Annotated in this window: 24 protein-coding genes and 1 pseudogene; 12 read left to right on the top strand and 13 right to left on the bottom strand. The window is 66.6% G+C overall.

The window, feature by feature from the left end; genetic code table 11:
• Positions 1 to 28 precede the first annotated feature (28 nt).
• A complete protein-coding gene (locus tag IPF36_RS07110; RefSeq protein WP_135705346.1) occupies positions 29 to 1,240 on the bottom strand; it encodes a CaiB/BaiF CoA-transferase family protein in 1,212 nt (403 codons plus the stop codon).
• A 123-nt stretch (positions 1,241 to 1,363) separates the two neighbouring features.
• Positions 1,364 to 2,251, bottom strand: a complete 888-nt coding sequence (locus IPF36_RS07105; RefSeq protein ID WP_195427637.1) for a LysR substrate-binding domain-containing protein — start codon at positions 2,249 to 2,251, stop codon at positions 1,364 to 1,366.
• A 77-nt stretch (positions 2,252 to 2,328) separates the two neighbouring features.
• Here IPF36_RS07105 and IPF36_RS07100 point away from each other — a divergent pair, with 77 nt between their 5' ends.
• Entirely contained in the window at positions 2,329 to 3,183 is an 855-nt protein-coding gene (locus IPF36_RS07100; protein WP_195427636.1) for an IclR family transcriptional regulator C-terminal domain-containing protein, read from the top strand.
• A gap of 12 nt (positions 3,184 to 3,195) precedes the next feature.
• On the opposite strand, the gene IPF36_RS07095 is transcribed toward IPF36_RS07100, so the two are convergent.
• The 4 genes from IPF36_RS07095 to IPF36_RS07080 form a co-directional block, all read right to left on the bottom strand.
• The gene (locus IPF36_RS07095) at positions 3,196 to 4,044 is read right to left on the bottom strand and encodes a dioxygenase (RefSeq protein WP_135705348.1); all 849 of its coding nucleotides are present in this window, start codon (positions 4,042 to 4,044) and stop codon (positions 3,196 to 3,198) included.
• 22 nt (positions 4,045 to 4,066) lie between these two features.
• Positions 4,067 to 5,710, bottom strand: coding sequence for a class I adenylate-forming enzyme family protein (locus tag IPF36_RS07090; RefSeq protein ID WP_195427635.1), 1,644 nt, complete (start codon positions 5,708 to 5,710; stop codon positions 4,067 to 4,069).
• Positions 5,707 to 6,504 (bottom strand): citryl-CoA lyase, encoded by a 798-nt coding sequence (locus tag IPF36_RS07085; RefSeq protein WP_195427634.1) that lies wholly within the window; start codon positions 6,502 to 6,504, stop codon positions 5,707 to 5,709. The genes IPF36_RS07090 and IPF36_RS07085 overlap by 4 nt, the downstream gene beginning before the upstream one ends.
• Positions 6,505 to 6,651: 147 nt before the next feature.
• Complete coding sequence (locus tag IPF36_RS07080) at positions 6,652 to 6,960, bottom strand: hypothetical protein (RefSeq protein WP_195427633.1); 309 nt, start codon at positions 6,958 to 6,960, stop codon at positions 6,652 to 6,654.
• 247 nt (positions 6,961 to 7,207) lie between these two features.
• Between IPF36_RS07080 and IPF36_RS07075 the strand changes: the two genes are divergently transcribed.
• Positions 7,208 to 7,882, top strand: a complete 675-nt coding sequence (locus IPF36_RS07075) for a TetR/AcrR family transcriptional regulator (protein ID WP_240745872.1) — start codon at positions 7,208 to 7,210, stop codon at positions 7,880 to 7,882.
• On the opposite strand, the gene IPF36_RS07070 is transcribed toward IPF36_RS07075, so the two are convergent.
• Entirely contained in the window at positions 7,870 to 8,334 is a 465-nt protein-coding gene (locus tag IPF36_RS07070; protein WP_195427632.1) for an acyloxyacyl hydrolase, read from the bottom strand. The genes IPF36_RS07075 and IPF36_RS07070 overlap by 13 nt on opposite strands.
• 15 nt (positions 8,335 to 8,349) lie before the next feature.
• Positions 8,350 to 8,646, bottom strand: coding sequence for a putative quinol monooxygenase (locus IPF36_RS07065; protein ID WP_195427631.1), 297 nt, complete (start codon positions 8,644 to 8,646; stop codon positions 8,350 to 8,352).
• A 343-nt stretch (positions 8,647 to 8,989) separates the two neighbouring features.
• Here IPF36_RS07065 and IPF36_RS07060 point away from each other — a divergent pair, with 343 nt between their 5' ends.
• Positions 8,990 to 9,628 carry a hydrolase gene (locus tag IPF36_RS07060; protein ID WP_135705353.1) on the top strand — a complete coding sequence of 213 codons (639 nt, stop codon included), beginning with the start codon at positions 8,990 to 8,992 and terminating at the stop codon, positions 9,626 to 9,628.
• A 215-nt stretch (positions 9,629 to 9,843) separates the two neighbouring features.
• Here IPF36_RS07060 and IPF36_RS34550 read toward each other — a convergent pair.
• Positions 9,844 to 9,963 (bottom strand): annotated as a pseudogene (locus IPF36_RS34550) (LysR family transcriptional regulator); the annotation flags it as partial.
• A gap of 111 nt (positions 9,964 to 10,074) precedes the next feature.
• Here IPF36_RS34550 and IPF36_RS07055 point away from each other — a divergent pair.
• The 9 genes from IPF36_RS07055 (at position 10,075) to IPF36_RS07015 (ending at position 17,938) form a co-directional block, all read left to right on the top strand.
• Positions 10,075 to 11,130 carry a LacI family DNA-binding transcriptional regulator gene (locus IPF36_RS07055; protein WP_135706280.1) on the top strand — a complete coding sequence of 352 codons (1,056 nt, stop codon included), beginning with the start codon at positions 10,075 to 10,077 and terminating at the stop codon, positions 11,128 to 11,130.
• A 237-nt stretch (positions 11,131 to 11,367) separates the two neighbouring features.
• Positions 11,368 to 12,171, top strand: coding sequence for a transporter substrate-binding domain-containing protein (locus IPF36_RS07050; RefSeq protein ID WP_133096279.1), 804 nt, complete (start codon positions 11,368 to 11,370; stop codon positions 12,169 to 12,171).
• Positions 12,172 to 12,226: 55 nt separating this feature from the next.
• Positions 12,227 to 12,985, top strand: a complete 759-nt coding sequence (locus tag IPF36_RS07045) for an amino acid ABC transporter permease (protein ID WP_133096280.1) — start codon at positions 12,227 to 12,229, stop codon at positions 12,983 to 12,985.
• Complete coding sequence (locus IPF36_RS07040; RefSeq protein WP_042879405.1) at positions 12,982 to 13,632, top strand: amino acid ABC transporter permease; 651 nt, start codon at positions 12,982 to 12,984, stop codon at positions 13,630 to 13,632. Before IPF36_RS07045 ends, IPF36_RS07040 begins: the two co-directional genes overlap by 4 nt.
• Positions 13,619 to 14,353 (top strand): amino acid ABC transporter ATP-binding protein, encoded by a 735-nt coding sequence (locus IPF36_RS07035; RefSeq protein ID WP_133096281.1) that lies wholly within the window; start codon positions 13,619 to 13,621, stop codon positions 14,351 to 14,353. Before IPF36_RS07040 ends, IPF36_RS07035 begins: the two co-directional genes overlap by 14 nt.
• On the top strand, positions 14,350 to 15,147 hold the full coding sequence (locus tag IPF36_RS07030) for a sugar phosphate isomerase/epimerase (protein ID WP_135705356.1): 798 nt from the start codon (positions 14,350 to 14,352) through the stop codon (positions 15,145 to 15,147). The genes IPF36_RS07035 and IPF36_RS07030 overlap by 4 nt, the downstream gene beginning before the upstream one ends.
• A complete protein-coding gene (locus IPF36_RS07025; RefSeq protein WP_135705357.1) occupies positions 15,144 to 16,088 on the top strand; it encodes a sugar kinase in 945 nt (314 codons plus the stop codon). The genes IPF36_RS07030 and IPF36_RS07025 overlap by 4 nt, the downstream gene beginning before the upstream one ends.
• 20 nt (positions 16,089 to 16,108) lie before the next feature.
• Positions 16,109 to 17,098: a D-glycerate dehydrogenase gene (locus IPF36_RS07020; protein ID WP_195427630.1), complete on the top strand. Its 990-nt coding sequence runs from the start codon at positions 16,109 to 16,111 to the stop codon at positions 17,096 to 17,098.
• A gap of 24 nt (positions 17,099 to 17,122) precedes the next feature.
• A complete protein-coding gene (locus IPF36_RS07015) occupies positions 17,123 to 17,938 on the top strand; it encodes a shikimate dehydrogenase (RefSeq protein ID WP_133096285.1) in 816 nt (271 codons plus the stop codon).
• A 39-nt stretch (positions 17,939 to 17,977) separates the two neighbouring features.
• On the opposite strand, the gene IPF36_RS07010 is transcribed toward IPF36_RS07015, so the two are convergent.
• The 4 genes from IPF36_RS07010 to guaB all read right to left on the bottom strand — a co-directional run bounded on the left by IPF36_RS07010 (position 17,978) and on the right by guaB (position 23,250).
• Positions 17,978 to 18,964: a tripartite tricarboxylate transporter substrate binding protein gene (locus tag IPF36_RS07010; protein WP_255519696.1), complete on the bottom strand. Its 987-nt coding sequence runs from the start codon at positions 18,962 to 18,964 to the stop codon at positions 17,978 to 17,980.
• A gap of 416 nt (positions 18,965 to 19,380) precedes the next feature.
• Complete coding sequence (guaA, locus tag IPF36_RS07005; protein WP_135705361.1) at positions 19,381 to 21,000, bottom strand: glutamine-hydrolyzing GMP synthase; 1,620 nt, start codon at positions 20,998 to 21,000, stop codon at positions 19,381 to 19,383.
• Positions 20,975 to 21,583 carry a hypothetical protein gene (locus IPF36_RS07000; protein WP_133096288.1) on the bottom strand — a complete coding sequence of 203 codons (609 nt, stop codon included), beginning with the start codon at positions 21,581 to 21,583 and terminating at the stop codon, positions 20,975 to 20,977. Before IPF36_RS07000 ends, guaA begins: the two co-directional genes overlap by 26 nt.
• A gap of 203 nt (positions 21,584 to 21,786) precedes the next feature.
• Positions 21,787 to 23,250 (bottom strand): IMP dehydrogenase, encoded by a 1,464-nt coding sequence (gene guaB, locus IPF36_RS06995; protein ID WP_133096289.1) that lies wholly within the window; start codon positions 23,248 to 23,250, stop codon positions 21,787 to 21,789.
• Positions 23,251 to 23,332 lie beyond the last annotated feature (82 nt).

Below are 23,332 nucleotides of genomic sequence, written 5' to 3'. Positions count from 1 at the left end.
TTCTGTCCTTCGGTTTGGCGCCGCGGGCTCAGACCACGCCGGCCTCGCGCAGCGCGCGGAATTCGGCGCCGGCAATGCCGATGCCCGCCAGGATCTCTTCGGTGTGCTCGCCCAGCGCCGGCCCGATCCAGTTGGTTCGCCCCGGGGTGGCGCTGAGCCTGGGCACGATGCCCGACAGCGCCAGCGGCGAGCCATCGGGAAGCTGGTGCGGCTCGATCATGCCGCGCGCACTGTAGTGGGGGTCGCTGCAGATGTCCTGCGCGGTGTAGATGCGCCCGCAAGGCACCGCCGCGGCTTCCAGCGTCGCCAGCACGGTGTCGAGGTCGTGCGCGGCGGTCCATGCGGCGATGGCGTCGTCGAGCATGGTGTTGTGCTGCACGCGGCCATCGTTGTGAGCCAGGCGCGGATCCTGGCCGAGGTCGTCGCGGCCGATCGCCGTCATGAAGCGCCGGAAGATGGCGTCGCCGTTGCCCGCGATGATCACGTACTGCCCGTCCTTGCAGGGATACGTGTTCGACGGCGAAATGCCGGGCAGGCTGGCGCCGGAACGCTCGCGCACGTGGCCGAACTTGTCGAACTCCGGCACCAGGCTCTCCATCACGGCAAAGACGGACTCGTACAGGGCCACGTCCACATACTGCCCTTCGCCGTTGTTGTTGCGCAGGTGGTGCATGGCCAGCAGCGCGCCGATCACGCCGTACAGCGACGCCAGCGTGTCGCCGATGCTCACGCCGGACCGCACCGGCGGCCGGTCGGGGTAGCCGCTGACATAGCGCAGCCCGCCCATCGATTCCGCGATCGCGGCAAACCCCGGGCGGTCCTTGTAGGGGCCGGTCTGGCCATAGCCGGAAATGCGCACCATGACCAGGGCCGGACTCACCTTGCGCAGGTCTTCCCAGCCCAGGCCCCATTTCTCCAGCGTGCCGGGGCGGAAGTTCTCGATCACGATATCGGCGCCGGCGACCAGCTTGCGCACGATGTCCTGGCCTTCCGGGCTGCGCAGGTCCAGCGTCAGCGACTTCTTGTTGCGGCTCTGGCTATACCACCACAGCGAGGTGCCCTCATACAGCTTGCGCCATTTGCGCAGCGGATCGCCTTCGCCCGGCGCTTCGATCTTCAGCACCTCGGCGCCGAACTGGGCGAGCAGGCCGCCGGCATACGGGCCGGCGATCAGCGATCCCAGCTCCAACACGCGCACGCCTTGCAGCGGCATCTTTTCCTTGTTCGCTTCGTTGACCATGACGGTTTGCTGCTCCTGTCGAAATACGGTGACTGCCATGCAAGATTGGAAGAACCGGCGCGCGTGGTAAAGCAGTGATTGGCGAGCCTGCCATCGCATAGCGCGATGGCAGGCGCGTCTGTGCTACGCGGCGTCGAGCAGGCGGTCGACCAGCAGCCGCGCCACCGCCGAGAGGCTGTCGTAGGCGCGCACGCCGATCACCAGTTGCCGCGCGGCCCAGGGCTCGTCCAGCCTGACGGTACGGATGCCGAGGGTGTCCTGGTAAGGCGCCGCGCTGGACCTCGGCAGGATGCCCAGCCCCATCCCCGCCTGCACCATCAGGCACAGCGCGTCATAGCCAGGCACGTGTATGCGCGGCTTGAACACGAGGCCGGCCTCGCTGGCGGCCCGCACCAGCTGCAGATGAATCTGGCTGCCGGCATGCATGCTGACCAGATCAAAGTCCAGCGCCTCGCGGATCGACACCGACTGCCGCGCTGCCAGCGGGTGGCCGTCTGGCACCACCACCACCAGTTCGTCGCATTGGTAGGGAAAGGTCTCGAGTTCCGCGCCTACCGCGCACGCGGTGAAGATGCCGATATCCGCGGCGTTCTCGGCCACGGCGCGCACGATGGCGGTGGAGACGCGCTCATCAAGGCGCACGTCGACACGCGGATAGTCCGCCAGGAACGACTTGAGCTGCGCCGGCAGGAACTGCGTAATGGCGGAGACGTTGGCGAATACCCTGACCTGGCCGCGCAGGCCTCCGCCGAAGTCGCGCATGCGCGTCACGATGTCGTCAAGGTCGTGCAGCACGCCGCGCGCCAGGTGCACCAGCTCGATGCCGGCCGTGGTCGGCTCCACGCCCTTGTTGCTGCGCCGGAGCAGGGCCGTGCCCAGGCCTTGCTCCAGCTCGCTGATGCGCTTGCTGACCGCGGCGGCGGCCAGGTGCGCACGCTCGGCGGCGGCTGCGATGGAGCCCTCTTCCGCCACGCAGACAAAGAGCCGCAGCGAGGTAGGATCGAGTCTCATGTTGCTATGTCTCCCGGGCGCCGGCCATGGCGCCCTCCTTTCTGTTCCAGCCTGGGCGTTGCGGATAAAATGCGTGCATGACCTCCGCCGCCAAACCCACCGCCCCCGTCGACCAGGACGCCCCGCCCAAGCTCGAAGAAGGCCACCGCGACTACGTCGCGGCGCTGGCGCGCGGCCTGGCGGTGATCCAGGCGTTCACCGACACCACGCCGGAAATGACGCTGAGCGAAGTCGCCCAGGCCACCGGCATGACGCCCGCCACCGCGCGCCGTGCCTTGCTGACGCTGCAGGCGCTGGGCTACATCGGCACCAACGGGCGGCGCTTCGTGCTGCTGCCCAAGGTCCTGTCGCTGGGCGCCGCATTCCTCAGCTCGATGAACCTGCGCGACATCGTCCAGCCCTTCCTGCAGGAAGTGGCCGAGCGCTTCCGCGATTCGGTCTCGCTCGCCATCCTCGACGGCGACAGTGTGGTCTACCTCGCGCATGTGCCCAGCCAGCGGCGCATCGCGTTCCGCGCCTCGGTCGGCTACCGGCTGCCGGTGCATTGCACCTCGCTCGGCCTCGCCTTGCTGGCGCATGCGACCAAGGCCCAGCAGAACAAGGTCCTGGACAAGGCACCGTTCCAGAAATTCACGCCGATGACGCTCAGCGATGCTGATGCGCTGCGCGCCGCGCTGGCACGCACGCTTGAACAGGGCTATGCGATCCAGCACGGCCAGCTCGAGCTCAACGTCCTGTCTATCGCCGTGCCCGTGCGCGACCCCCAGCAGCGCGTGATCGCCGCCATCAACTGCTCCACCGAGACCGAGCGCGCCAGCCCCGAAGAACTTGTCGCCACACGGCTGCCGGCACTGCGCGAGGCGGCCGCGATGATCGAGGCCGCCATCCGGCGGGCGCCCACGCTGGCGCATTCGATCCTGGCGGCCTCCTGAGCTGCGCGGGGCTCAGGCCGCCACTGGCGCCGCCTCGGGCTCGATCACCACATCCAGCGTCAGCAGCTGGTAGCCGTCACGCTGCGGATGTGGCCCCACCTCGACGATGTGGTCATCGATGGTCGAGAAGATGCAGTCGACCGGGTTGGCGGGGTCGCCCTTGAAATAGATCTGAGAGGTCAGCGTGCGGTATCCCGGCTGCACCACCCGGTAGTGGATATGCGGCGCGCGCTGGCGGTTGCGGCCCAGGCGCCTCATCAGCACGCCCACCTCCGTGTCCTCGCGCCCGATGATGTAGCCGCCCGGCCGCACCGTGAAGATCTGGAAGCCGCCCTCCACATCGCAGCGCAGCTTGCCGCGCAGGTTGTCTTCGGACTGGGAGTCGTCTTCGTTCTCGTAGCGGCCGAACTGGTTGGGCTGCCACACGATCAGCGTCGCACCCGGCACCGGCTGGCCCGTGCGCGCATCCAGCACGCGGCCGCGCACCTCGAGCCGCTGCCCGGGCTCCTCCGCCGTCGCCAGGTGGCAGGGGTTGCTGCCTTCGGCCACCTGGTCCTTGGGGAACGGGCCGGTCACGTTCTGCGGCGTGGCTTGCTCGCCGGTGCGCGCCAGGTCCAGCGCGCGCATGGTCAGGCCCATCATGTCGCACAGCATGATCAGTTCATCCTGCGCGGCCACCCGGCCCAGCCAGGCGGCAATGCGATAGAGCTGCGCATCGGTCAGCTGCAGCTCGTCCAGCATGGCGTGGAAATGCCGCAGCGCCACGCCGAATTGCGCCTGCAAGGTCTCGTCCGAGCCGGGTGCGCCGGCGCACATGGCGTCCAGCGCGCGCTGGAGGGTGTAGTTGTCCTGGGTGCTCATGGTTGTCTCCTTTTGTTCTGGCTTATTGGCTGGCGGCCGACAGGTCGACCGCGCGCGCCAGCAGTGTCCGGTCAGCCTTCAGCTTGTGCTTGGCAGGCTTGTGCGTCGGTGTGTGCGGGATTGCGTCGACGGTGGCGATATAACGCGGCAGCTTGTGCACGGCCAGGCGGCCGCGCGCCCAGGCGAGCAGCTCGGCCGCATCGGCCGACTGGCCCGCGCGGAACTGCACCGCCAGCAGGATTTCTTCCTCGCCAAGTTCCGCGGGCACGCCGATGGCCGCCGCTTCTTCCACCGCCGGGTGTTCGCCGAAGATGCGATCGAGCTCGGCGCCCGACACGTTCTCGCCCTTGCGCCGGATCACATCTTTCTTGCGCGCAACAAAGACGTAGTAGCCGTCCTCGTCCTGGCGCACCAGGTCGCCGGTGGCGAACCAGCCGTCGCGGAACGCCGCCTCGGTCTGGGCCGGGTCACGGTAGTAGCCTTGCATCAGCGTAGGCGTGCGGATCAGCAGTTCGCCCTCGCCGCCCGGGGCCACGTCGCTGCCTTCGTCGTCGACGATGCGGGCCTGCGGCACCGGCACCGCCGGATCCGGGTGGGGCGAGATCAGGCCCATGGTGCCAAGCTTGTGCGGGCCGTCGAACGGGTTGGCAATCACGCCCGGGATTTCCGTCATGCCATAGCATTCGATCAGCCGCGGCACGTGGAACTCCTGCTTCATCACACGCACCATTTCCTGGGTCTGCGGCGCGATGAACATCTTGGTGATGCGGTGGCCAGGCACGAACTCCGCACGCGGGCGCCGGGCCAGGATGCTGCCGGCCGCCGCCACCAGGTTCACCTCCGTGGCGCCGGTCTCGGCGGCGAAACGCCAGAACGACGACGCCGAGAACCTGCGCACCAGCACCAGGCAGCCGCCGCAAGCCAGCGACCCGCCCACCGAATACATCAGCGCATTGATATGGAACAGCGGCATCACGCACATCACGCGCTCGTCTGGCTGCAGCTGCAACCGGCCGACGAAGGCTTCGGCGGTCAGTACGTAGCCGCGATGGCTGTGCATCGCGCCCTTGGGGAAGCCCGTGGTGCCGGACGTATAGATGATCAGTGCGGTATCCCGGTCGCCGCCGTCGTCGGCAGGTTCGGCCGCAAGTTCGCCCGCCGACGCCATCGACTGCTCCAGCGTCGGCACGCCGTGGTCGCCAGGCTCGTTGGCGCGCAGCCAGACCCCACCGCCCAGCGCCCGGGCGATGGCCGCACCGGTGTCCAGCGTAGCCGGTGCACACACCAGCCCGCAGACCTGCGCATGCTGGAACACGTACAGCGCCTCGTCCAGCCGGTATTCCGGGTTGGCCGGCACCATGGTCGCGCCGATGCGCGCCAGCGCAAACATCAGCACGACCGTGGACGGATGGTTGGGGGACAGCACGCCGACGCGGTCGCCGCGGCGCACGTGCATGGCCCGCGCCAGCCATTGCGCGGCTTGCGCGATCCGTCCCTCGAGCTCGCGATAGCTCCAGGTCTCGCCCTCGAAAAGCAACGCCGGCTTGTCCGGATGCGCCGCCACGCGGGCCGCGAGGAAACCGGTCAGCGTGAAGTCATGCGCCGGATACTGCCTGAGCACGTCGAGCGGCGCCATCGTGCCGGTGCAGGTGGCCGGCGCGCTCATGATGCTTGCGCCGGCGCGGCGCTGTAGGCGATGGCCTGTTCGGCGGCATCGGCCAGGATGAAGCCAATCGGCTGGCGGCGTTCCTCCTGCAGGTGGGCGATCAGGCTCGCCACGCGCGCCAGCAACGGCACCCCCTTGAGCGCGGTGGCGGGATAGCCAGCGTCGAGCAGGACGGCGGGGATTGCGCCCGAAACGTTCAGCGGCAAGGGCTTGCTGTAATGCTCGGGCACTGCGGCGGCTACCGCTTCCAGCGCGGCCACGTGGTCGCCGGCAACGCCCAGCTCCCGCGCAATGGCCAGCAGCCGGTGCGCGCGCGGATCCCCCAGCTTGTGCGTGGGATGGCCAAAGCCTGGCAGTGGCTTGCGCGCCTGCCGCACGGCCCTGACCACCAAGTTCGCGCTCTCGGCCAGCGTGCCGTGTTCCCGCCCGGCGAGCACTTCCGCCAGCAGCTGGCCCGCGGTTTCCGATGCGCCCAGGATCACCGAGCCGCAACCCAGCACGCCAGCCGCCACGGCGCCTTGCAACGCATCCGGCGCGGCGGCCAGCGTCATGCGGGCTGCCTGCACCGAGGGGACCAGGCCATGCTCCGCGATCGCCACGAGGCAGGCATCGGTGATCGCCACCAGCTTTGCGCCGGGCTCGCGGCCGGTCAGCAGGAACAGGAAGTAGGCGGTGAAGCCGGTCTTGCCGATCAAGGCCTCGCTCAGGTCTTTGCCATGCACCGACACGCCGTGGATATCCACATGCGCGATGCTGGTCTGACCGGCAGCCCGGGGGTGTTTCGCTTCCGTCACGTTGTCTCCGTTTTTGCGCTACGCGCAATCTAATGCGATATGCGAATTATTTTAGGTGGGGGTGCGAGCCTCTGCAAGAACGGTAAACCCGCACCCCGACGTCAACTTGCGGCCGGCACTGCATGTGGCGCAGGACCGGCTTGCCGTTCAGGCGCCATCCGTGAACCGGTCGGCACACCCAATTCTCGCGAGTGCGCCGTCGGCGAACGGATCCACCTGGCGCAGTGCGCCGTCGGTGAACAGATCTACCTGCCGCAGTCCGCCGTCGGTGAACGGATCCGCCTTGCGCACGGCAATCCGGCGGAATTGCTCATCGGCCAGGCGGCCGGATTGCGAACGCTGCAGGGCCTCGGCAACATGCGCCCCGTCTGTATAGACGTCCGCGGTGCGCACCGCGGCTTGCGCCCCGGCCGCCATCACCACCATCAGTATTGCGCCAATCGATGCCTTTTTCATCACTTGCTCCTTTCCTACCAGGAAGAACCTTGTGTCGACCGGGGCAATCTGCCCCGCACGTCTCACGATCCAAGTATAATCAAACCGTACCGTATGGTACTAAATAAATTGAAAAACCTCACTCGAATTTTTTGAAGAAAGGGGCGACGCCTGGGCTGCCACTTGGATCACGCAAGCATTTGGTAGACTGCGCGGGGCGCCAGCGCCCCTTGTCCCCTGTTACTCCTCGCTACCGATGGCATCACCCGTGAGCGTTACCGACACTCCCCTGCACCGCCCGCCGCAGCGCATCACACGCCGTGGCGAAGAGAAGCGCGCCCTGATCCTGAGCACCGCCGCCGACATGTTCCTCGAGCACGGCTATGACGGCGTCAGCCTGGACGACATCGTCAAGGCGTGCGGGGGCTCCAAGACCAACGTCTACAGCTATTTCGGCGGCAAGGACGGTTTGTTCGTGGCGGTGGTGGAGCGGCTGTGCGACCGCTTCCTGGAAAAGACCGAGAAGGGCGTGGATGTGTCGCGCTGCGATGCGGCGCAGGGACTCGGCAAGATCGCGCACAGTTTTCTGCAGTCGCTGCTGGAGGAACGCCACCTGGCGTTCCTGCGGCTGATCTTCGCGGAATCGCGGCGCTTCCCCGCGTTGGGGAACGCCTGGTATACGCGCGGCCCGGCGGCGACCTGCGCCTATGTTGCGGCCTTCCTTGGCAGCCAGCAGGCGAGAGGCACGCGGCTCTCGGCAAGCCCTGAGGTCAGTGCCAGGCTGTTCCACGGCATGGTGCTGGCCAGCGTCCTGCACCGTGCGCTGGCTACCGGCGTCCGTCCGGACGACGCCGAGATCGATGCGCTGGTCCGCGACGCGATCGCGGTGATCGTGCCGGCCCTTGATGCCGGCACGCCCTCAGAAGCGCGTCAGAAGCGATAGCGGATGTAGCCCATGCTGAAGTTGACGCCCGGATTCGGCTCCTGAATGCCGGCGTTGGACAGGTGCTGGAAGCGGTAGCCGATGGTCAGGCGCCGCGCCTCGCCGAAGGCAACCCCGACGCCGACCATGTCTGAGAACTGGAACGCCGATCCCATGCGGTGGCCGCCGGCGATCTCGGTGTGGCTGAGCACGCGCAAACCCACTGACGCCTCGATAAACGGCGTGGCAAATTCCGCGGCATAACCCAGGCGAAAGATTGGCGAGATGCCGTACTCCATCAGCTGGCTGGACGGCCGGTTAGACAATGCGCGCCAGTTCGCGACATTGACCTCCCCATCCAGCGAGAGCGTGAAGCGGCTGGACAGCTGCCATTGCACGATGTCGTCCCAGCGCGCGGCGATTTCATGCTTTTCCACGCCGTGGTCGTTATCGCCGCCATAGCCTCCCTGCATGGAGAACGCTGCCACTCAGGCCACAAGCTTCATCCGATAGAACAACTCCATCCTTTCCACCGCATCGCTGCCATCTTCCTGGAAGCGGCGGATGTGCTCGGTCTGCGTATGGTGCGCCTCCTGCGCCGCGGGACTGTCCCAGTGCTCGACGAAGACAAAGCGCCGCGGATCATCCTGTTGCTCGAACAACTCGTAGCGCAGGTTGCCTGCATCGCGGCGGGAAGGCGCTACCACGGCCCGCAGTTCTTCCCGTAGCTCCGCCTCGCGCCCGGGCTTGGCATACAGGATCACCAGCACATAGAAATCGCCCATCGTTCGTGTCCTCCGCACATATGGTGTCAGCAAAGACTAGGCAAATACCACGGCGCAAGCAAGCAGGACACGGAGGGCGCGCGGATCGTTCTATCAGCGCGAACAGCATGTTTGGCAGATGGCTATCACGCTCGCCCCAATGCATGGCTTATGCTGCAAGGGCTCGTTGCGACGGCCGACCGCAACGCATGCGGGACGGCATCAGAACCGCATTTCCGGTTTGCAGTGTCCGGCAATGCCGGTACCGTCGCGGGGCAGTCGGGCCAGCGTCGCGCACAGTACATGCAGCGCCGGCCCGGGAACGCCGAGTAGCAGAAACCCACCCATTGTTCTGGAGATAACCATGGCGAGCGAACCCATTCGCGATCCCGCAAACGACCACCTGCTGACTCCGCAGAACGCAGCCTTCGTGATCATCGACTACCAACCGGTCCAGGTGAACTCCATCGCCTCCATGGACCGGCAGTTGCTGATCAATAACATCGTCGGCGTTTCGCGTGCCGCGGTTGCGTACAAGCTGCCGATCGTGCATTCCACGGTCAATGTGAAGACGGGCCTGAACAAGCCGCCAATCCCGCAGCTGCAGAAGGTGCTGGGCGACTTCCCCACCTATGACCGCACCTCGATCAACTCCTGGGAAGACGTGGAGTTCCGCGCGGCAGTGGAGGCGACGGGGCGCAAGAAGCTGATCATGACTGCCCTGTGGACGGAAGCGTGCCTGACCTTCCCGGCGCTGGACGCGCTCAAGGAAGGCTATGAGGTCTATGTCGTGGCCGACGCCGTAGGCGGTACTTCCGTGGCGGCGCACGAGGCCGCGCTGCGCCGCATCGAACAGGCTGGCGGCAAGCTGATCAGCGTGGCTCAGCTGTTCTGCGAACTGCAGCGCGACTGGGCCCGCAGCGACACCGTCCCGGCCTTCATGGATCTCTTCATCCAGACCGGCGGCACGGCTGGCATCCAGTTCTCCTACGACCGCACCTGAGATGCGGGCGGGCCGGCATGCCCGCCCCCAACTTCATGCGCCACGCGCCCCGCGCCACGACGGGGCGCGATTCCTTTGTTCTCTCGCTTAACACCGCCCCGACCGGAGCCGGCATGGCCGACTACTACCTCCTTTCCGGCCGTGTAAAGCAATCAATAGTTATCGTGCCATCGCATTCTGTGATGACAAAGCTAAAGACAAAAACACATGCTCGATAACTGAACGATACCTACGCCATGCCTTGCCGCTCGACACAACGCCGTCATATCGTCGGTGATGTAGCGGGGGTGATGCCGTACCTGCGCTTCCCACTCCTCAGGGCCGTCCAGTGCCCATCGTCCCTGCCGTTAAGTGACGACTTGTGCACTACTACACTACTGAGCCCGGCGTGCTGGCGATCGTGGCAGTCGCGAGGCATAATCGTGAAACTGGTTTCATCCAACTTTATGCCGCCGCCCGTGACCCGACCGAAGTCCAACCCGAATCCCGCAGAAAAGCTCACCATCCAGGATGTAGCCGACTATGCGGGCGTTTCCAAGGCAACGGTATCGCGCTACCTGAACCGGGGTGGCCAGCAATTGTCCACGGAGGTGGAGGAGCGCGTGGCATCGGCCATCCGCACACTTGGCTATAGTCCCAGTCCCATGGCGCAGGGACTCAAACGCGGCAAGTCTCGCCTGATTGGGCTGGTGGTGGCGGACGTGTCCAATTCGTTCTCGGTAGCAGTGCTGCGTGGCGTTGAGAAGGCCTGTCGCGATGCCGGCTATATGGTGATGCTGTTCAACCTGGGCAACGACGAGCAACTGGAGCGCGAAGCCATTCGCTCGCTCTCGGCTTACCGCGTGGAGGGTTTCATTCTGCATACACTGGGCCACGACGCCGGTGCCCTGACCGATGCCGCGCAGCTGGGCAAGCCCGTCGTCCTGGTTGATCGCAAGGTCGGCGATGCGGAAGTCGATCTTGTCGCCCTGGACAACCTGACTGCCGTCCATGAAGCGGCCGGCCACCTTGTCGAAGCCGGTTATCGGCACATCCTCTTTATCAGCGAGCCGATCAAGGCCATCAGCTCGCGCAACGAGCGCGCCCGCGCATTTCGAAGCTTTATCGCCGAACACGCGGACACGGTCAGCGGATCTGCTTTTGAAGCCCACAGAGGTGACGACGATGCCCTCGATGAAGCGCTGCGCGAGCTGCGCCGGCGTGCCGGCCAGGCGCCCGTTGCCGTGCTGGCAGCCAACGCAGTGATCTCGCTGCGCGTGGCCGCGTCGGCCGCCCGACTGGGGTGGCAACTCGGTACCGACCTTGGCCTGATAGGCTTCGATGACCCCGAATGGGCCGCGTTGGTCGGCCCGGGCCTCAGCGCCATTTCCCAGCCGACCGACGATATCGGGCGCGTTGCCACCAATTGCCTGATCGAGCGCCTGCAAGGCGGCCAGCTGCCGCCGCGGCGGGTGCTGTTGCCCGGCACGCTGGTCACACGCGGTTCCACCCGCCGCGGCTGATCACTCCCCCTCCGCCGTCCGGCGTGCGCGCGCAAGCCACGCATAGAGCCGCCGCACCAGCGTAGCGGGTGCGCAAGCGCACCCATTTCCCCGTCGGAACAACCTCGGCGCGCCCGTAAGGGTTTCCACTGCTGTATCTCTGAAACCGGTTTCCTATAATCCTGAAACCGGTTTCAAATCCGGCATGCAGATCGCTGCCGCCAGCGACACCTTTCATATCCGTGCAGGAGACATCCAATGAACGCCCAACACCTGTTGCGCCGCTTTGCCACGCCCGTACTGGCTTTGCTGATCCTGGCCAGCGCCGCTGTTACCGCCCAAGCCCAGACCGTCGCCGAGATCGTCAAGAAGGGCAAGGTCACCATCGGCGTGGTGACCGGTGCTCCGCCTTTCGGCACCACGGACGCCACCGGCAAACCCGCCGGCTATGACGTCGACGTGGCCAACCTGCTCGGCAAGTACCTGGGCGTGCCGGTCGATATCGTTCCGCTCACCTCGCCCAGCCGGATTCCGGCGCTGGAAGCGGGCAAGGTCGACTTCCTGGTCGCGACGCTGGCGCCGACGCCGGAGCGGGCGCGTGCCATCATGTTCAGCTCGCCCTACAGCGCATTCGAGCTGACCATCTTTGCGCCTACCGCTGCCAAGTACGCCAAGCTGACTGAGCTCGGCAAGAAGAAGGTGGGCGTGACGCGCGGCACCACGCAGGACACCGCGCTGACCCGCCTGGCGGTGCCCGGCATGAATATCGTCCGCTTCGAGGACGATGCCACCTGCGCGCAGGCGCTGATCAGCAACCAGGTCGACGCCATTGCGCTGCCCAACACCACCGGCAACGAAATCATGAAGGCGCGCGGCGCCGGCAAGTTCGACGCCAAGTTCGCGTTCTCGGTGCAGCCGAATTCGATGGCCGTGCGCCGCGACGCCTTCGAGCTGCGCCAGTGGCTCAACACTACCATCTCCTACGTCAAGCTCAATGGCGAACTCGATGCCATTGCGCAGAAGTGGACCGGCAAGGCGCTGCCCGCGCTGCAAACGTTCTGAACCAGGCCGTCTGAGGTTGCGCGCCGGCGCCCCGCCGGCGTGCCAGGAGACCCGCATGCACTACCAATTCGAATGGACCCCGGTGCTGTCGCAGCTGGATCGCTTCGCGGAAGGCGCCGCGATGACGCTGGCACTCAGCTTCGGCTCGATCCTGCTTGGCACCCTGGTCGGCACCGCCGGCGCCATTGCCGCCGCTTTTGGCGGCCCGTGGCTGCAGCGCGTCACCAGGGCCTATGTCGAGGCGATCCGCAACACGCCCTTCCTGATCCAGCTCTTCATCATCTTCTTCGGCTTGCCGACCGTGGGCCTGCAGATCGATGCCGTCACTGCCGCGGTGATTGCGATGACCGTCAACCTCGGCGCCTACTCGACTGAAATCATCCGTGCCGGATTGCAGGCGGTACACCGCTCGCAGCTCGAAGCCGCCGCCGCGCTGGGCATGACGCGCTGGCAGCTGATCCGCCACGTCGCGCTGGTACCGGCCTTCGAAAAGGTCTATCCCGCCCTGACCAGCCAGTTCACGCTGATGATGCTGACCTCGAGCGTGGTGTCGACGATCTCGGTGGAAGAGCTGACGGCGGTCGCCAGCCAGGTCGATTCGCAGACCTTCCGCACCTTCGAGAGCTACATCCTCGTCATGTTCCTCTATATCGGGCTGGCACTACTGCTGCGCGCCATGTTCGCCCTGATCGGCAACCTGGTGTTCAAGCGGCGCCGCGTGGTGGCGCGCGCACGAAAGCTGGCCCGCACGGCGCCGGTCGTGCCGCTGGCGCGCGCCGAACTGACGGCAGCGGTTGCCGGGAGCACGAAATGATCACCGAGTTTTCCTGGAATCATCTTGAAATCCTGCTGCTGGCCGCACGCTGGACGCTGTGGGTGACCTTGCTGGCCTTCGTCGGCGGCACGCTGGCCGGTTTCCTGGTCGCGCTGGCGCGTACCTCCAGAAGCCCGCTGCTGCGCCTGGCCAGCACGGTCTATATCCAGGTCGTGCAAGGCACGCCGGTGCTGATCGTGCTGTTCCTGAGCTACTACGGCCTGTCCGTGCTCGGGCTCAAGCTGTCGCCGATGGTCGCGGCCATGCTGGCGATGTCGATCTACGCCAGCGCCTATCTTGGCGAGATCTGGCGCGGCTGCATCGAGGCCGTGCCGCAAGGACAGTGGGAAGCCAGCGAGGCGCTTGCCCTCACCCGCTGGCAGCAGCTGCGCTACGTGGTGCTGCCGCAGGCGGTGCGGCTGGCCTTGCCGCCCACCGTGGGGTTCTCGGTCCAGCTGGTCAAGAACACCTCGATCACTTCCATCATCGGCGTCATCGAGCTGACCCGCGCCGGCCAACTGATCAACAACGCGACCTTCCAGCCCTTTGCGGTCTTTGTCGTCGTCGCACTTATCTACTTCGCGCTCTGCTTCCCGCTGTCCGCGGCGGCCCGGCGCATGGAAAGGAGGCTCCATGTCAATCGTTGAAGCACAAGGCGTGCACAAATCGTATGGCTGCGTCGAAGTCCTGAAAGGCGTGTCGTTTGCCATCGAGCCGGGCCAGGTAGTCGCCATCATCGGCCGCAGCGGCTCCGGCAAGAGCACCATGCTGCGCTGCCTGAACGGACTGGAGACGATCAATGCCGGCAATATCACCGTCGCCGGCCACAAGCTGGATCACGACCGCAAGCGCTTGCTCGACCTGCGCCGCGACGTGGGCATGGTGTTCCAGAGCTACAACCTGTTTCCGCACCTGACCGTGGGCCAGAACATCGCGCTGGCGCCGGCCATCGTGAAGAAGATGGCCGCAAGCCGGATCGACGGCATCGTCGCCCAGGTGCTGACCCAGGTCGGCCTGCTCGACAAGAAGGACTGCTACCCCGAGCAACTCTCGGGCGGCCAGCAGCAGCGCGTGGCCATCGCCCGTTCGCTGGCGATGGAACCCAAGGTGATGCTATTCGACGAAGTCACCTCTGCGCTCGACCCCGAGCTGACGGCGGAAGTGCTTCGTGTCATGGAGAACCTCGCTGCCTCCGGCATGACCATGGTGCTGGTCACGCATGAGATGGAATTCGCGCGCCGCATGGCGCATACCACCATCTTCATGCACCAGGGCAAGGTCCACGAGGCGGGCCCGTCGAAGGCGCTGTTCGCGCAGCCACGGACGCCGGAACTGCAGCAATTCCTCAGCGCGGGAGCACTGAAATGAGCCAGTGGCAACCAGAAGGCGCAAATGGAGCCTCGCGCCCGCCGGTCCTTATCTCGCTGACCGCCTATGGTGCCGACCTCGCGCTGCGCGACGGCCAGGCGGCGCTGGCGCGGATTGCCGCGGCAGCGGGCGCAGATGGCGTGGAATTCCGCGGCGAACTCCAGCGCGGGCACAAGGAGGAAGTCATCGAACAGCGCGAGGTTGCTGGGGAGCATGGACTGGACGTGGTCTGGTCCAGCCCGGAAGGCCTCTGGAATGACGCAGGCAGCCTCGATGCCGCCGCGCTCGACCGTGCCTTCACGACCGCGCTGGCGCTCGGTGCGAGCCGGGTCAAGATGTCGCTTGGCGGCTATCGGGCAGGCACGGCACTGGCAGCGCTGCTTCCCTGGCTGCGGCACGACGGCATCGAACTCGTCGTGGAAAACGACCAGACCGCCCGCGCCGGCACCGTACCGCCGCTGCGCGACTTCTTCGCGCGTATCGCGGCGCTCGGCGAGACCGTGCCGATGACCTTCGACATGGGCAACTGGCACTGGACCGGCGAAGACCCGCTCGACGCCGCGCAAGTCTTCGGCGCCAACGTCGGCTACGTGCACTGCAAGGGCGTGCAGCGCACGCCCGCCAAATGGATCGCGGTACCGCTCGACCAGTCGGCGGCACCCTGGCGCGGCGTCTTGCGCCGCCTGCCCACGCAAGTTGCGCGTGCGATCGAATTCCCGCTGCAAGGCGAAGACCTGGTACAGGTCACGCGCCATCATGTCGAACTGCTGCGTTCGGTGGAGGTCCCCGCATGAGTCCCGATCTTGACGTGGTCACGCTGGGCGAGGCCATGCTGATGCTGGTCGCCGGCGAAGCCGGGCCGCTCGAAGGCGCGCAGACCTTCCACAAGCGCACCGCCGGCGCCGAGACCAACGTGGCCATCGGCCTGTCGCGCCTGGGCCTGAAGGTCGGCTGGGCCAGCCGGCTGGGCGACGACTCGATGGCCCGCTACCTGCTCGGCGAAATGCAGCGCGAAGGCGTGGATTGCAGCCAGGTGGTATGCGAGCCCGGCGAGCGCACCGGCTTCCAGTTCAAGGGCCGGGTCGACGACGGCAGCGATCCGCCCGTCGAATACCACCGCCGCGGCTCGGCGGCGAGCCGCATGAACCCGGAGCACCTGGACGACAAATGGCTGCGGCGCTCGCGGCACCTGCACGTCACCGGCGTGTTCCCCGCGCTGGCGGCAGGCACGCAGGCCGCCACGCGCCAGGCCATCGCCACCATGCGCGCCGCCGGCCGCACGATCTCGTTCGATCCCAACCTTCGGCCCACGCTGTGGGCCACGCCCGAGCTGATGCGGGAGACGCTGAACGACCTCGCGCAGCAAAGCGACTGGGTACTGCCCGGCATCGAGGAAGGCCGCTTCCTCACCGGCCACGCCGAGCCGGAACGCATTGCCGCCTTCTACCGTGCCCGCGGCGCGAAGCTGGTGGTGGTGAAGCTCGGTGCCGACGGCGCCTACTTCGATGGCGAGGCCGGCAGCGGCCATGTCGAGGCCTTCAGCGTCGAGCGCGTCGTCGATACCGTTGGCGCCGGCGACGGCTTTGCCGTGGGCGTGATCAGCGCGCTGCTGGAGGGCCGCCCGGTGGGCGAAGCCGTCCGGCGCGGTGCCTGGATCGGCGCCCGGGCGGTGCAGGTGCGCGGCGATACCGAAGGCCTGCCGACCCATGCCCAGCTGGCGGCCGCCAGCCTGTGAAGCCACAGCAAGGACTACCCATGCGCAAGAATGTACTGGTGTTCCGGCCGATTCCTGACGATCTGCTCGCCAGGATCGAGTCGGAGCATGACGTGATCGTGGCTGACCCGCGCCAGCCGGCACAACGGCCGGCCTTCCGCGCCGCGCTGGCATCCGCCCATGGCCTGATCGGCTCCAGCGTGAAGCTGGGCGCGGCGGAGCTGGCCGAAGCCGGCCGGCTGGAAGTGATCTCGAGTATTTCGGTGGGCGTCGACAACTATGACCTCCCCTGCCTGCACCAGCGCGGCATCACGCTGTGCCATACGCCGGGCGTACTTACCGAGACCACGGCCGACACCGTCTTCGCCCTCATCATGGCCACGAGCCGCCGCCTGGTCGAGCTGGCGGCCCACGTCAGCGAAGGCCGCTGGACCGCCAATATCGGCGACAGCCTGTTCGGCTGGGACGTGCACGGCAAGACGCTGGCGATCCTGGGTTTCGGGCGTATCGGCCAGGCCGTGGCGCGGCGCGCGGCGCTCGGCTTCGGCATGGAGGTGCTCTACGTCAACGAGACTGCCATGGAGCCGCCCGACCTGGTGGGGCGCGCCACCCGGACGGAACTCGACGACGCCTTGCGCCGCGCCGATATCGTCGCCATCACGCTGCCCCTGACAGACAGCACCCGAGGCCTGATGGGCCCGCGCGAGTTCGCGCTGATGAAGCCGGGCGCCATCTTCGTCAACGGCGCGCGCGGCCAGATCGTGCAGGAAGACGCGCTGCTCGCGGCGCTGGCAAGCGGCCACCTGCGCGCGGCCGGGCTGGACGTCTTCGCCACCGAGCCGCTGCCTCAGGATTCGCCGCTGCGCCGCCATCCCAGGGTGACCGCCCTGCCCCATATCGGCTCGGCCACGCATGAGACCCGTCGTGCCATGGCCGAACTGGCCACGCGCAACCTGCTGGACGCGCTCGCCGGGCGGCAACCTGCCGCGCGCTTCGACCTGGCGGCCTTTGCCGCCCAGGCAGCCGCCTGATTTTCCTCGCAAGGACACCCCGCAATGCCCGGTTCCATTCCCACGCTGTGCGGCTCGATCATGGGCGAGCCCTTCACCTTCAATGTGCGCATCCACAATGCCGCCTATCGGGCGCTCGGGATCGACTACACCTTTGTGTGCTTCGGGGTGCAGGACGTGCCCGGCGCCGTGCAGTCGATCCGCACGCTCGGCGTGCGCGGCATGAATGTCTCGATGCCGCACAAGCAGGCCGTGATCCCCCACCTCGACCATCTCGACGAGACCGCGCGCGCCATCGGCGCGGTCAACACCATCAACAATCTCGATGGCGTGCTGACCGGCTACAACACCGACTGCATCGGCGCCGTCCGGGCGTTCCAGGAGGTGACGGATGTGGCCGGCCAGCGCATTGCGCTGCTGGGCGCGGGCGGCGCGGCGCGGGCGATGGCCTATGGCTTGCGCGAGGCCGGCGCCAGCGTGACCGTGTTCAACCGCACCGCGGCGCGCGGCGAAGAACTGGCCGGCTCGCTCGGCCTGCGCTTTGGCGGCGGGTTGACGGACTTCCGCGCGGCGGATTTCGACATGCTCGCCAACGCGACCGCGGCGGGCTTTCGCGCCCCCGATGTCAACCCGGTCGCCGGACAGCTCGCCGCGCACCTGATCGTCATGGACGCCGCCTTCATCCCGGTCAGGAGCAAGCTGATCCGCGATGCCGCAGCGCTCGGCTGCCGCACCATCGACGGCACGCGCATGATGCTGCACCAGGCGTGCGCCCAGGTCGAGTTCTACACCGGCTGCGCGCGCGCGCCGATCGAGGCGATGGAGGCGGCGCTGCTTGAGGAGATTGCCCGCCTGTCATAAGCCCCCGTCAGCATCATCGGGACCAGCGAATGCGCTGCCTCACTTCTTCAGGTTGGTCCTGGCCACCAGCGCCTTCATCACCGCGTTGTCAGCCGCGATCATCGCCTTGAAGGTCGCTGCGTCGGCATAGGCAATGCCCAGGTTCTGCCGGCTCAGCGCCGCCACAAAGACTGGATCCGCCACCGCCTTGCGGCTGGCGGCCGCAAGGGTTTCGAGCACCTCGGGTGGCGTGCCTTTGGGCGCGGCCAGCCCGCGCCATGTGCCGATCGAGAGGGCGATACCCCGCTCACGAAGCGTCGGCACATTCTCGAAACCGCTGACACGCTGGTCGGCCATCACCGCGAGCGTCTTCACCTTGCCCGCGGCCACATAGGCCGATACCTCCGCGGGACTGACAGCCACCGCGTCGATATGCCCGCCCATCAACGCCACCAACGCCGGCGCCGCGCCGGTGAACGGCACGTGATTAAACTTGACGTGCGACTTGTCCTCCAACGCCGTCGCCGCCAGGTGCCAGATCGAACCCGGACCGGAATTCCCGACCTGCACCTCACCGGGGTGCGCCTTGGCGAATGCCAGGAACGCCTCGATGGTATTCCAGCGCGAATCGGCCCTCACCGTGATCGCGGACGGATCGGCATTCAGGCGTGCGATCGGCACCAGCTGGGCGGGGTCGAACGTGGTCGGCCCGACATGCGGGACGATCACGGCTTCCGCGATGATTATGCCGAGCTTGTAGCCATCCGGCCTGGCGCGGGCCACTTCCGTCATGCCGATTGCGCCACTGGCGCCTGGCTTGTTCACCACGGTCAGCGGCTGCGGCAGGTACTTTCGCATGGCTTCGCTGAAGGCTCGCGCAACCGTATCAGTACCACCGCCCGCTGAGCTTGGCACCACCAGTTCGACAGCGTGACTCGGGTAAGTCGCCGCAGTCGTCTGGCCCATCACGGGAACTGCGGCAAGGAATCCGGCCAGTTGAGCGGCCAGCAATAAAGCTGTTTGAAGGTGCTTGCGGGGTAGTCGCATCTATGACTCACACGTTTAGCTAGCCGGCGGCATTGCAAGCATTGGGGCACTGTCAGGGACAGAACGTGAAAGACTAGCACCATTTGCCGCTTGCCGGATTTGTCGTGCTGGCGAACGGCATGGAAACCACCTTCGCCTGTCTCCAGTTTTTTTCTCTAGCGCAGTCCGCAAGGGATGGTCATGGTGAGGAACACCGCGAAAGAGGTCTATCACGTGGGGCGCTGCATTTGATCCCGAATCGCCCGGTAGAGCCATCCCGAAGTTGATAGGAACGGCCACACTGGCGGCCTTGCTACCGACCCCAGAGTCCGATTTCAGTCGATAGCCATCGATAGCCAAAAACACGAAACCCGCGCAGCGGCGCGGGTTTCCGGGAGATTTCCGATCGTCAGCGATAGACTTCGGAGGACGTCAAATCACTCCCACTCGATCGTCGCCGGCGGCTTGCCCGACACGTCATACACCACCCGATTCAGGCCGCGCACTTCGTTGATGATGCGGTTCGAGCAGCGGCCGAGCAGCGCGTACGGCAGGTGCGCCCAATGCGCCGTCATGAAGTCGGTGGTCTGCACAGCGCGCAGCGCCACGACGTAGTCGTAGGTGCGGCCGTCGCCCATCACGCCCACCGACTTGACCGGCAGGAACACGGCAAATGCCTGGCTGGTCAGGTCGTACCAGCTCTTGCCGACCTGGTTCGGCTCGCACAGGCCAGCGGCAGCGTCCTGCTCGGTGGCGATGGTCTTGCGCAGTTCTTCAATGAAGATGGCATCGGCACGGCGCAGCAGGTCGGCATAGTCGCGCTTGACTTCGCCGAGGATGCGCACGCCCAGGCCCGGGCCCGGGAACGGATGGCGGTAGACCATTTCCGGCGGCAGACCCAGTTCCACGCCGAGTTCGCGCACTTCGTCCTTGAACAGGTCGCGCAGCGGCTCGAGCAGCTTCAGGCCCAGCGTTTCGGGCAGGCCGCCGACGTTGTGGTGGCTCTTGATGGTGGTGGCCTTCTTGGTCTTGGTGCCGCCCGATTCCACCACGTCGGGGTAGATCGTGCCCTGCGCCAGCCACTTGGCCTTGCTCAGCTTCTTCGCCTCGGCCTGGAACACCTCGACGAACTCGCGGCCGATGATCTTGCGCTTCTGCTCGGGGTCGGTCACGCCGGCCAGGTGGCCGAGGAACTGCTCGGAAGCGTCGATGTGCACGACCTTGGCGTGCAGGCGGCCGGCGAACATTTCCATCACCATCTTGCCTTCGTCGAGGCGCAGCAGGCCGTGGTCGACGAAGACGCAGGTGAGCTGGTCGCCGATGGCGCGGTGGATCAGCGCCGCGGCCACCGACGAATCGACGCCGCCCGACAGGCCCAGGATCACCTCTTCGTCGCCGACCTGTTCGCGGATCTTGGCGACGGCTTCTTCGATGTGGTCGCGCATGACCCAGTCTGCCTTGCAGCCGGCGATCCCGAGCACGAAGCGCTCGAGCATCTGCCGGCCCTTGACGGTATGCGTGACCTCGGGATGGAACTGCACGGCATAGTAGCCGCGCGCTTCGTCGGCCATGCCGGCGATCGGGCAGCTCGGGGTGGACGCCATCAGCTTGAAGCCCGGCGGCAGGCCGGTGACCTTGTCGCCGTGGCTCATCCAGACCTTGAGCATGCCGTGGCCTTCCGCAGTGCGGAAATCCTCGATGTCCTTGAGCAGCGCGGTATGGCCGTGGGCGCGCATCTCGGCGTAGCCGAACTCCCGCTGGTCGCTCCACTCGACCTTGCCGCCGAGCTGCACGGCCATGGTCTGCATGCCGTAGCAGATGCCGAGCACCGGCACGCCCAGGTCCCACACCGCCTGCGGCGCGCGCAGCTGGTGGTCTTCATAGGTGCTGGCGTGGCTGCCCGACAGGATGACGGCCTTGGGCGCGTACTCGCGCACGAAGTCGTCGGAGACGTCGTTCGGGTGGATTTCGCAGTAGACGTGCGCCTCGCGGACGCGGCGGGCGATCAGCTGCGTGACCTGCGAGCCGAAATCAAGAATGAGGATTTTGTCGTGCATGATGGGCCGATGGCGTGTCTTCCGTTGCGGGCTCGGTCACTTCCGTGCCGGGGCCATAGCCCGGCGGCGGCGTGATGACCGGCTCGCGCCGGTATTCTGGGGTATTCGTTGGGCGTGCCGCGGGGGCGACGCCGGGTTCCTTCCGGGTTTCCTGTTCCTTCAGCGCGCGTTCCATCTTCAGCTGCTGCTCGCGCACGCGCACGCGTTTCGCCGCGGGGATCTGCACCGCGGCAAAAAACAGCAGCACCACGGCCATGGTCGGCAGCCAGATCTTGCCGGCGCCTTCGAGCGGCAGCTCAAGGAACACCATCCAGGCAATGATCAGCATCGCGCTGGCGAGGTTCACATAGCCGGCCGTGCGTGCCACCGGTACCGTCAGCTGGCCGTTGAACGCGGCCTGCCACAGCAGCACCGACAGGCCGGCCAGCGCCACGCCCAGCAGTTGCCCGAACAGCGCGGGTTGTGGCTGCGGCAATTGCAGCGCCGCGTACAGCGTGGTGAATGGGGACATCAACAGCAGGACGCCCAGCAGCAGGTCCACCAGGGCATCGAAAAACAGCACGGCTCGCAGCAACACCTTCATTGGCGCTCCTCGTCTGGGCCCCGCCGGTGATGCGGCTGGCAGCAAGGCACGCCGGGACAGGCAACACCGGCGTGGCGCGCGGCCGGGGCCACGGTCGGGGCCGGATTGGAATCCGGTCGGACCAGGGCGGCGCTCGCCCTCGTCCCGCTGATCGCGGGCAGCGCACCGCCGCCACTGCGGACGGCGGGCGCGATCGCTGCGCGTCAGTCGATATGGTAGTTCGGCGCTTCCTTGGTGATCTGCACGTCGTGCACGTGCGATTCACGCATGCCGGCTGCCGTGATCTGGACGAACTGGGCACTCTCATGCCAGTCGGCGATCGACTTGCTGCCGCAGTAGCCCATCGAGGCACGCACGCCGCCCGTCAGCTGGTGGATGATGGCCATCACCGAACCCTTGTACGGCACGCGGCCTTCAATCCCCTCGGGGACCAGCTTGTCGACGTTGGCGGTGTTGTCTTCCTGGAAGTAGCGGTCAGCCGCGCCGTCCTTCATCGCGCCTACCGAACCCATGCCGCGGTAGCTCTTGAACGAGCGGCCCTGGTACAGGAACACTTCGCCCGGCGCTTCTTCGGTGCCTGAGAACATCCCGCCCATCATCACGGTGTGGGCGCCGGCCGCCAGGGCCTTGGCCACGTCACCCGAATAGCGGATGCCGCCGTCGGCGATCAGCGGCACGCCGGTGCCCTTGAGCGCCTCGGCCACGTTGGAAACGGCGGTGATCTGCGGCACGCCCACGCCAGCCACGATACGGGTGGTGCAGATCGAGCCGGGGCCGATGCCGACCTTGACGCCGTCGGCGCCATGCTCGACCAGCGCACGGGCGGCGTCGCCGGTGGCGATATTGCCGCCGATCACCTGCACTTGCGGGAAGTTCTGCTTGACCCAGCGCACGCGATCCAGCACACCCTGGCTGTGGCCATGCGCCGTATCGACCACAATCACGTCGACGCCGGCCTTGACCAGCAGCTCGACACGCTCGTCGTTGTCCGGACCCACGCCGACCGCGGCGCCTACGCGCAGCTGGCCGTGGTCATCCTTGCTCGCCAGCGGGTTCTCGACCGCCTTCTGGATGTCCTTCACCGTGATCAGGCCGCGCAGCTCGAAGGCCTGGTTGACCACCAGCACGCGCTCCAGGCGGTGGCGGTTCATCAGGCGCTTGGCTTCTTCCAGCGGCGCGCCTTCGGCCACCGTCACCAGCTTCTCGCGCGGGGTCATCTTGGCGCGCACCGGGGCGTCGAGTTCTTCCTCGAAGCGCAGGTCGCGGTTGGTGATGATGCCGACGACGATCTTGCCTTCCAGCACCGGGAAGCCCGAAATGCCATGCTGCTGCGACAGCGCGATCACATCGCGGATCTTCGCGTCCGGCGAAATGGTGATCGGATCACGCAGCACGCCCGACTCGTAGCGCTTGACGCGCGACACTTCGCGGGCCTGGTCGGCGGGCTTCAGGTTCTTGTGGACGATGCCGATGCCACCGGCTTGCGCCATGGAGATCGCCAGGCGCGCCTCCGTCACCGTGTCCATGGCAGCGGACACCAGCGGAATGTTCAGTTCGATCGAACGGGACAGGCGAGTGCGGAGGGAAACATCCCGGGGAAGGACGGCCGAATAGGCCGGGACGAGCAGCACGTCATCGAATGTGAGTGCTTTCTGGACAAGACGCATAGCAAATCCTCTAGGCGCAAAAGCGAATTATACAGGAATGCGCGGCTGGCTGATGAACGGCAACGGGTTTTCCGGCGTGTCG

It is taken from the genome of Cupriavidus sp. IK-TO18 (assembly GCF_015549295.1).
GTDB lineage: Bacteria > Pseudomonadota > Gammaproteobacteria > Burkholderiales > Burkholderiaceae > Cupriavidus > Cupriavidus oxalaticus_A.
The sequence above is the reverse complement of the archived record's forward strand: the minus strand, read 5'-3'. Positions and strand labels throughout refer to the sequence as shown.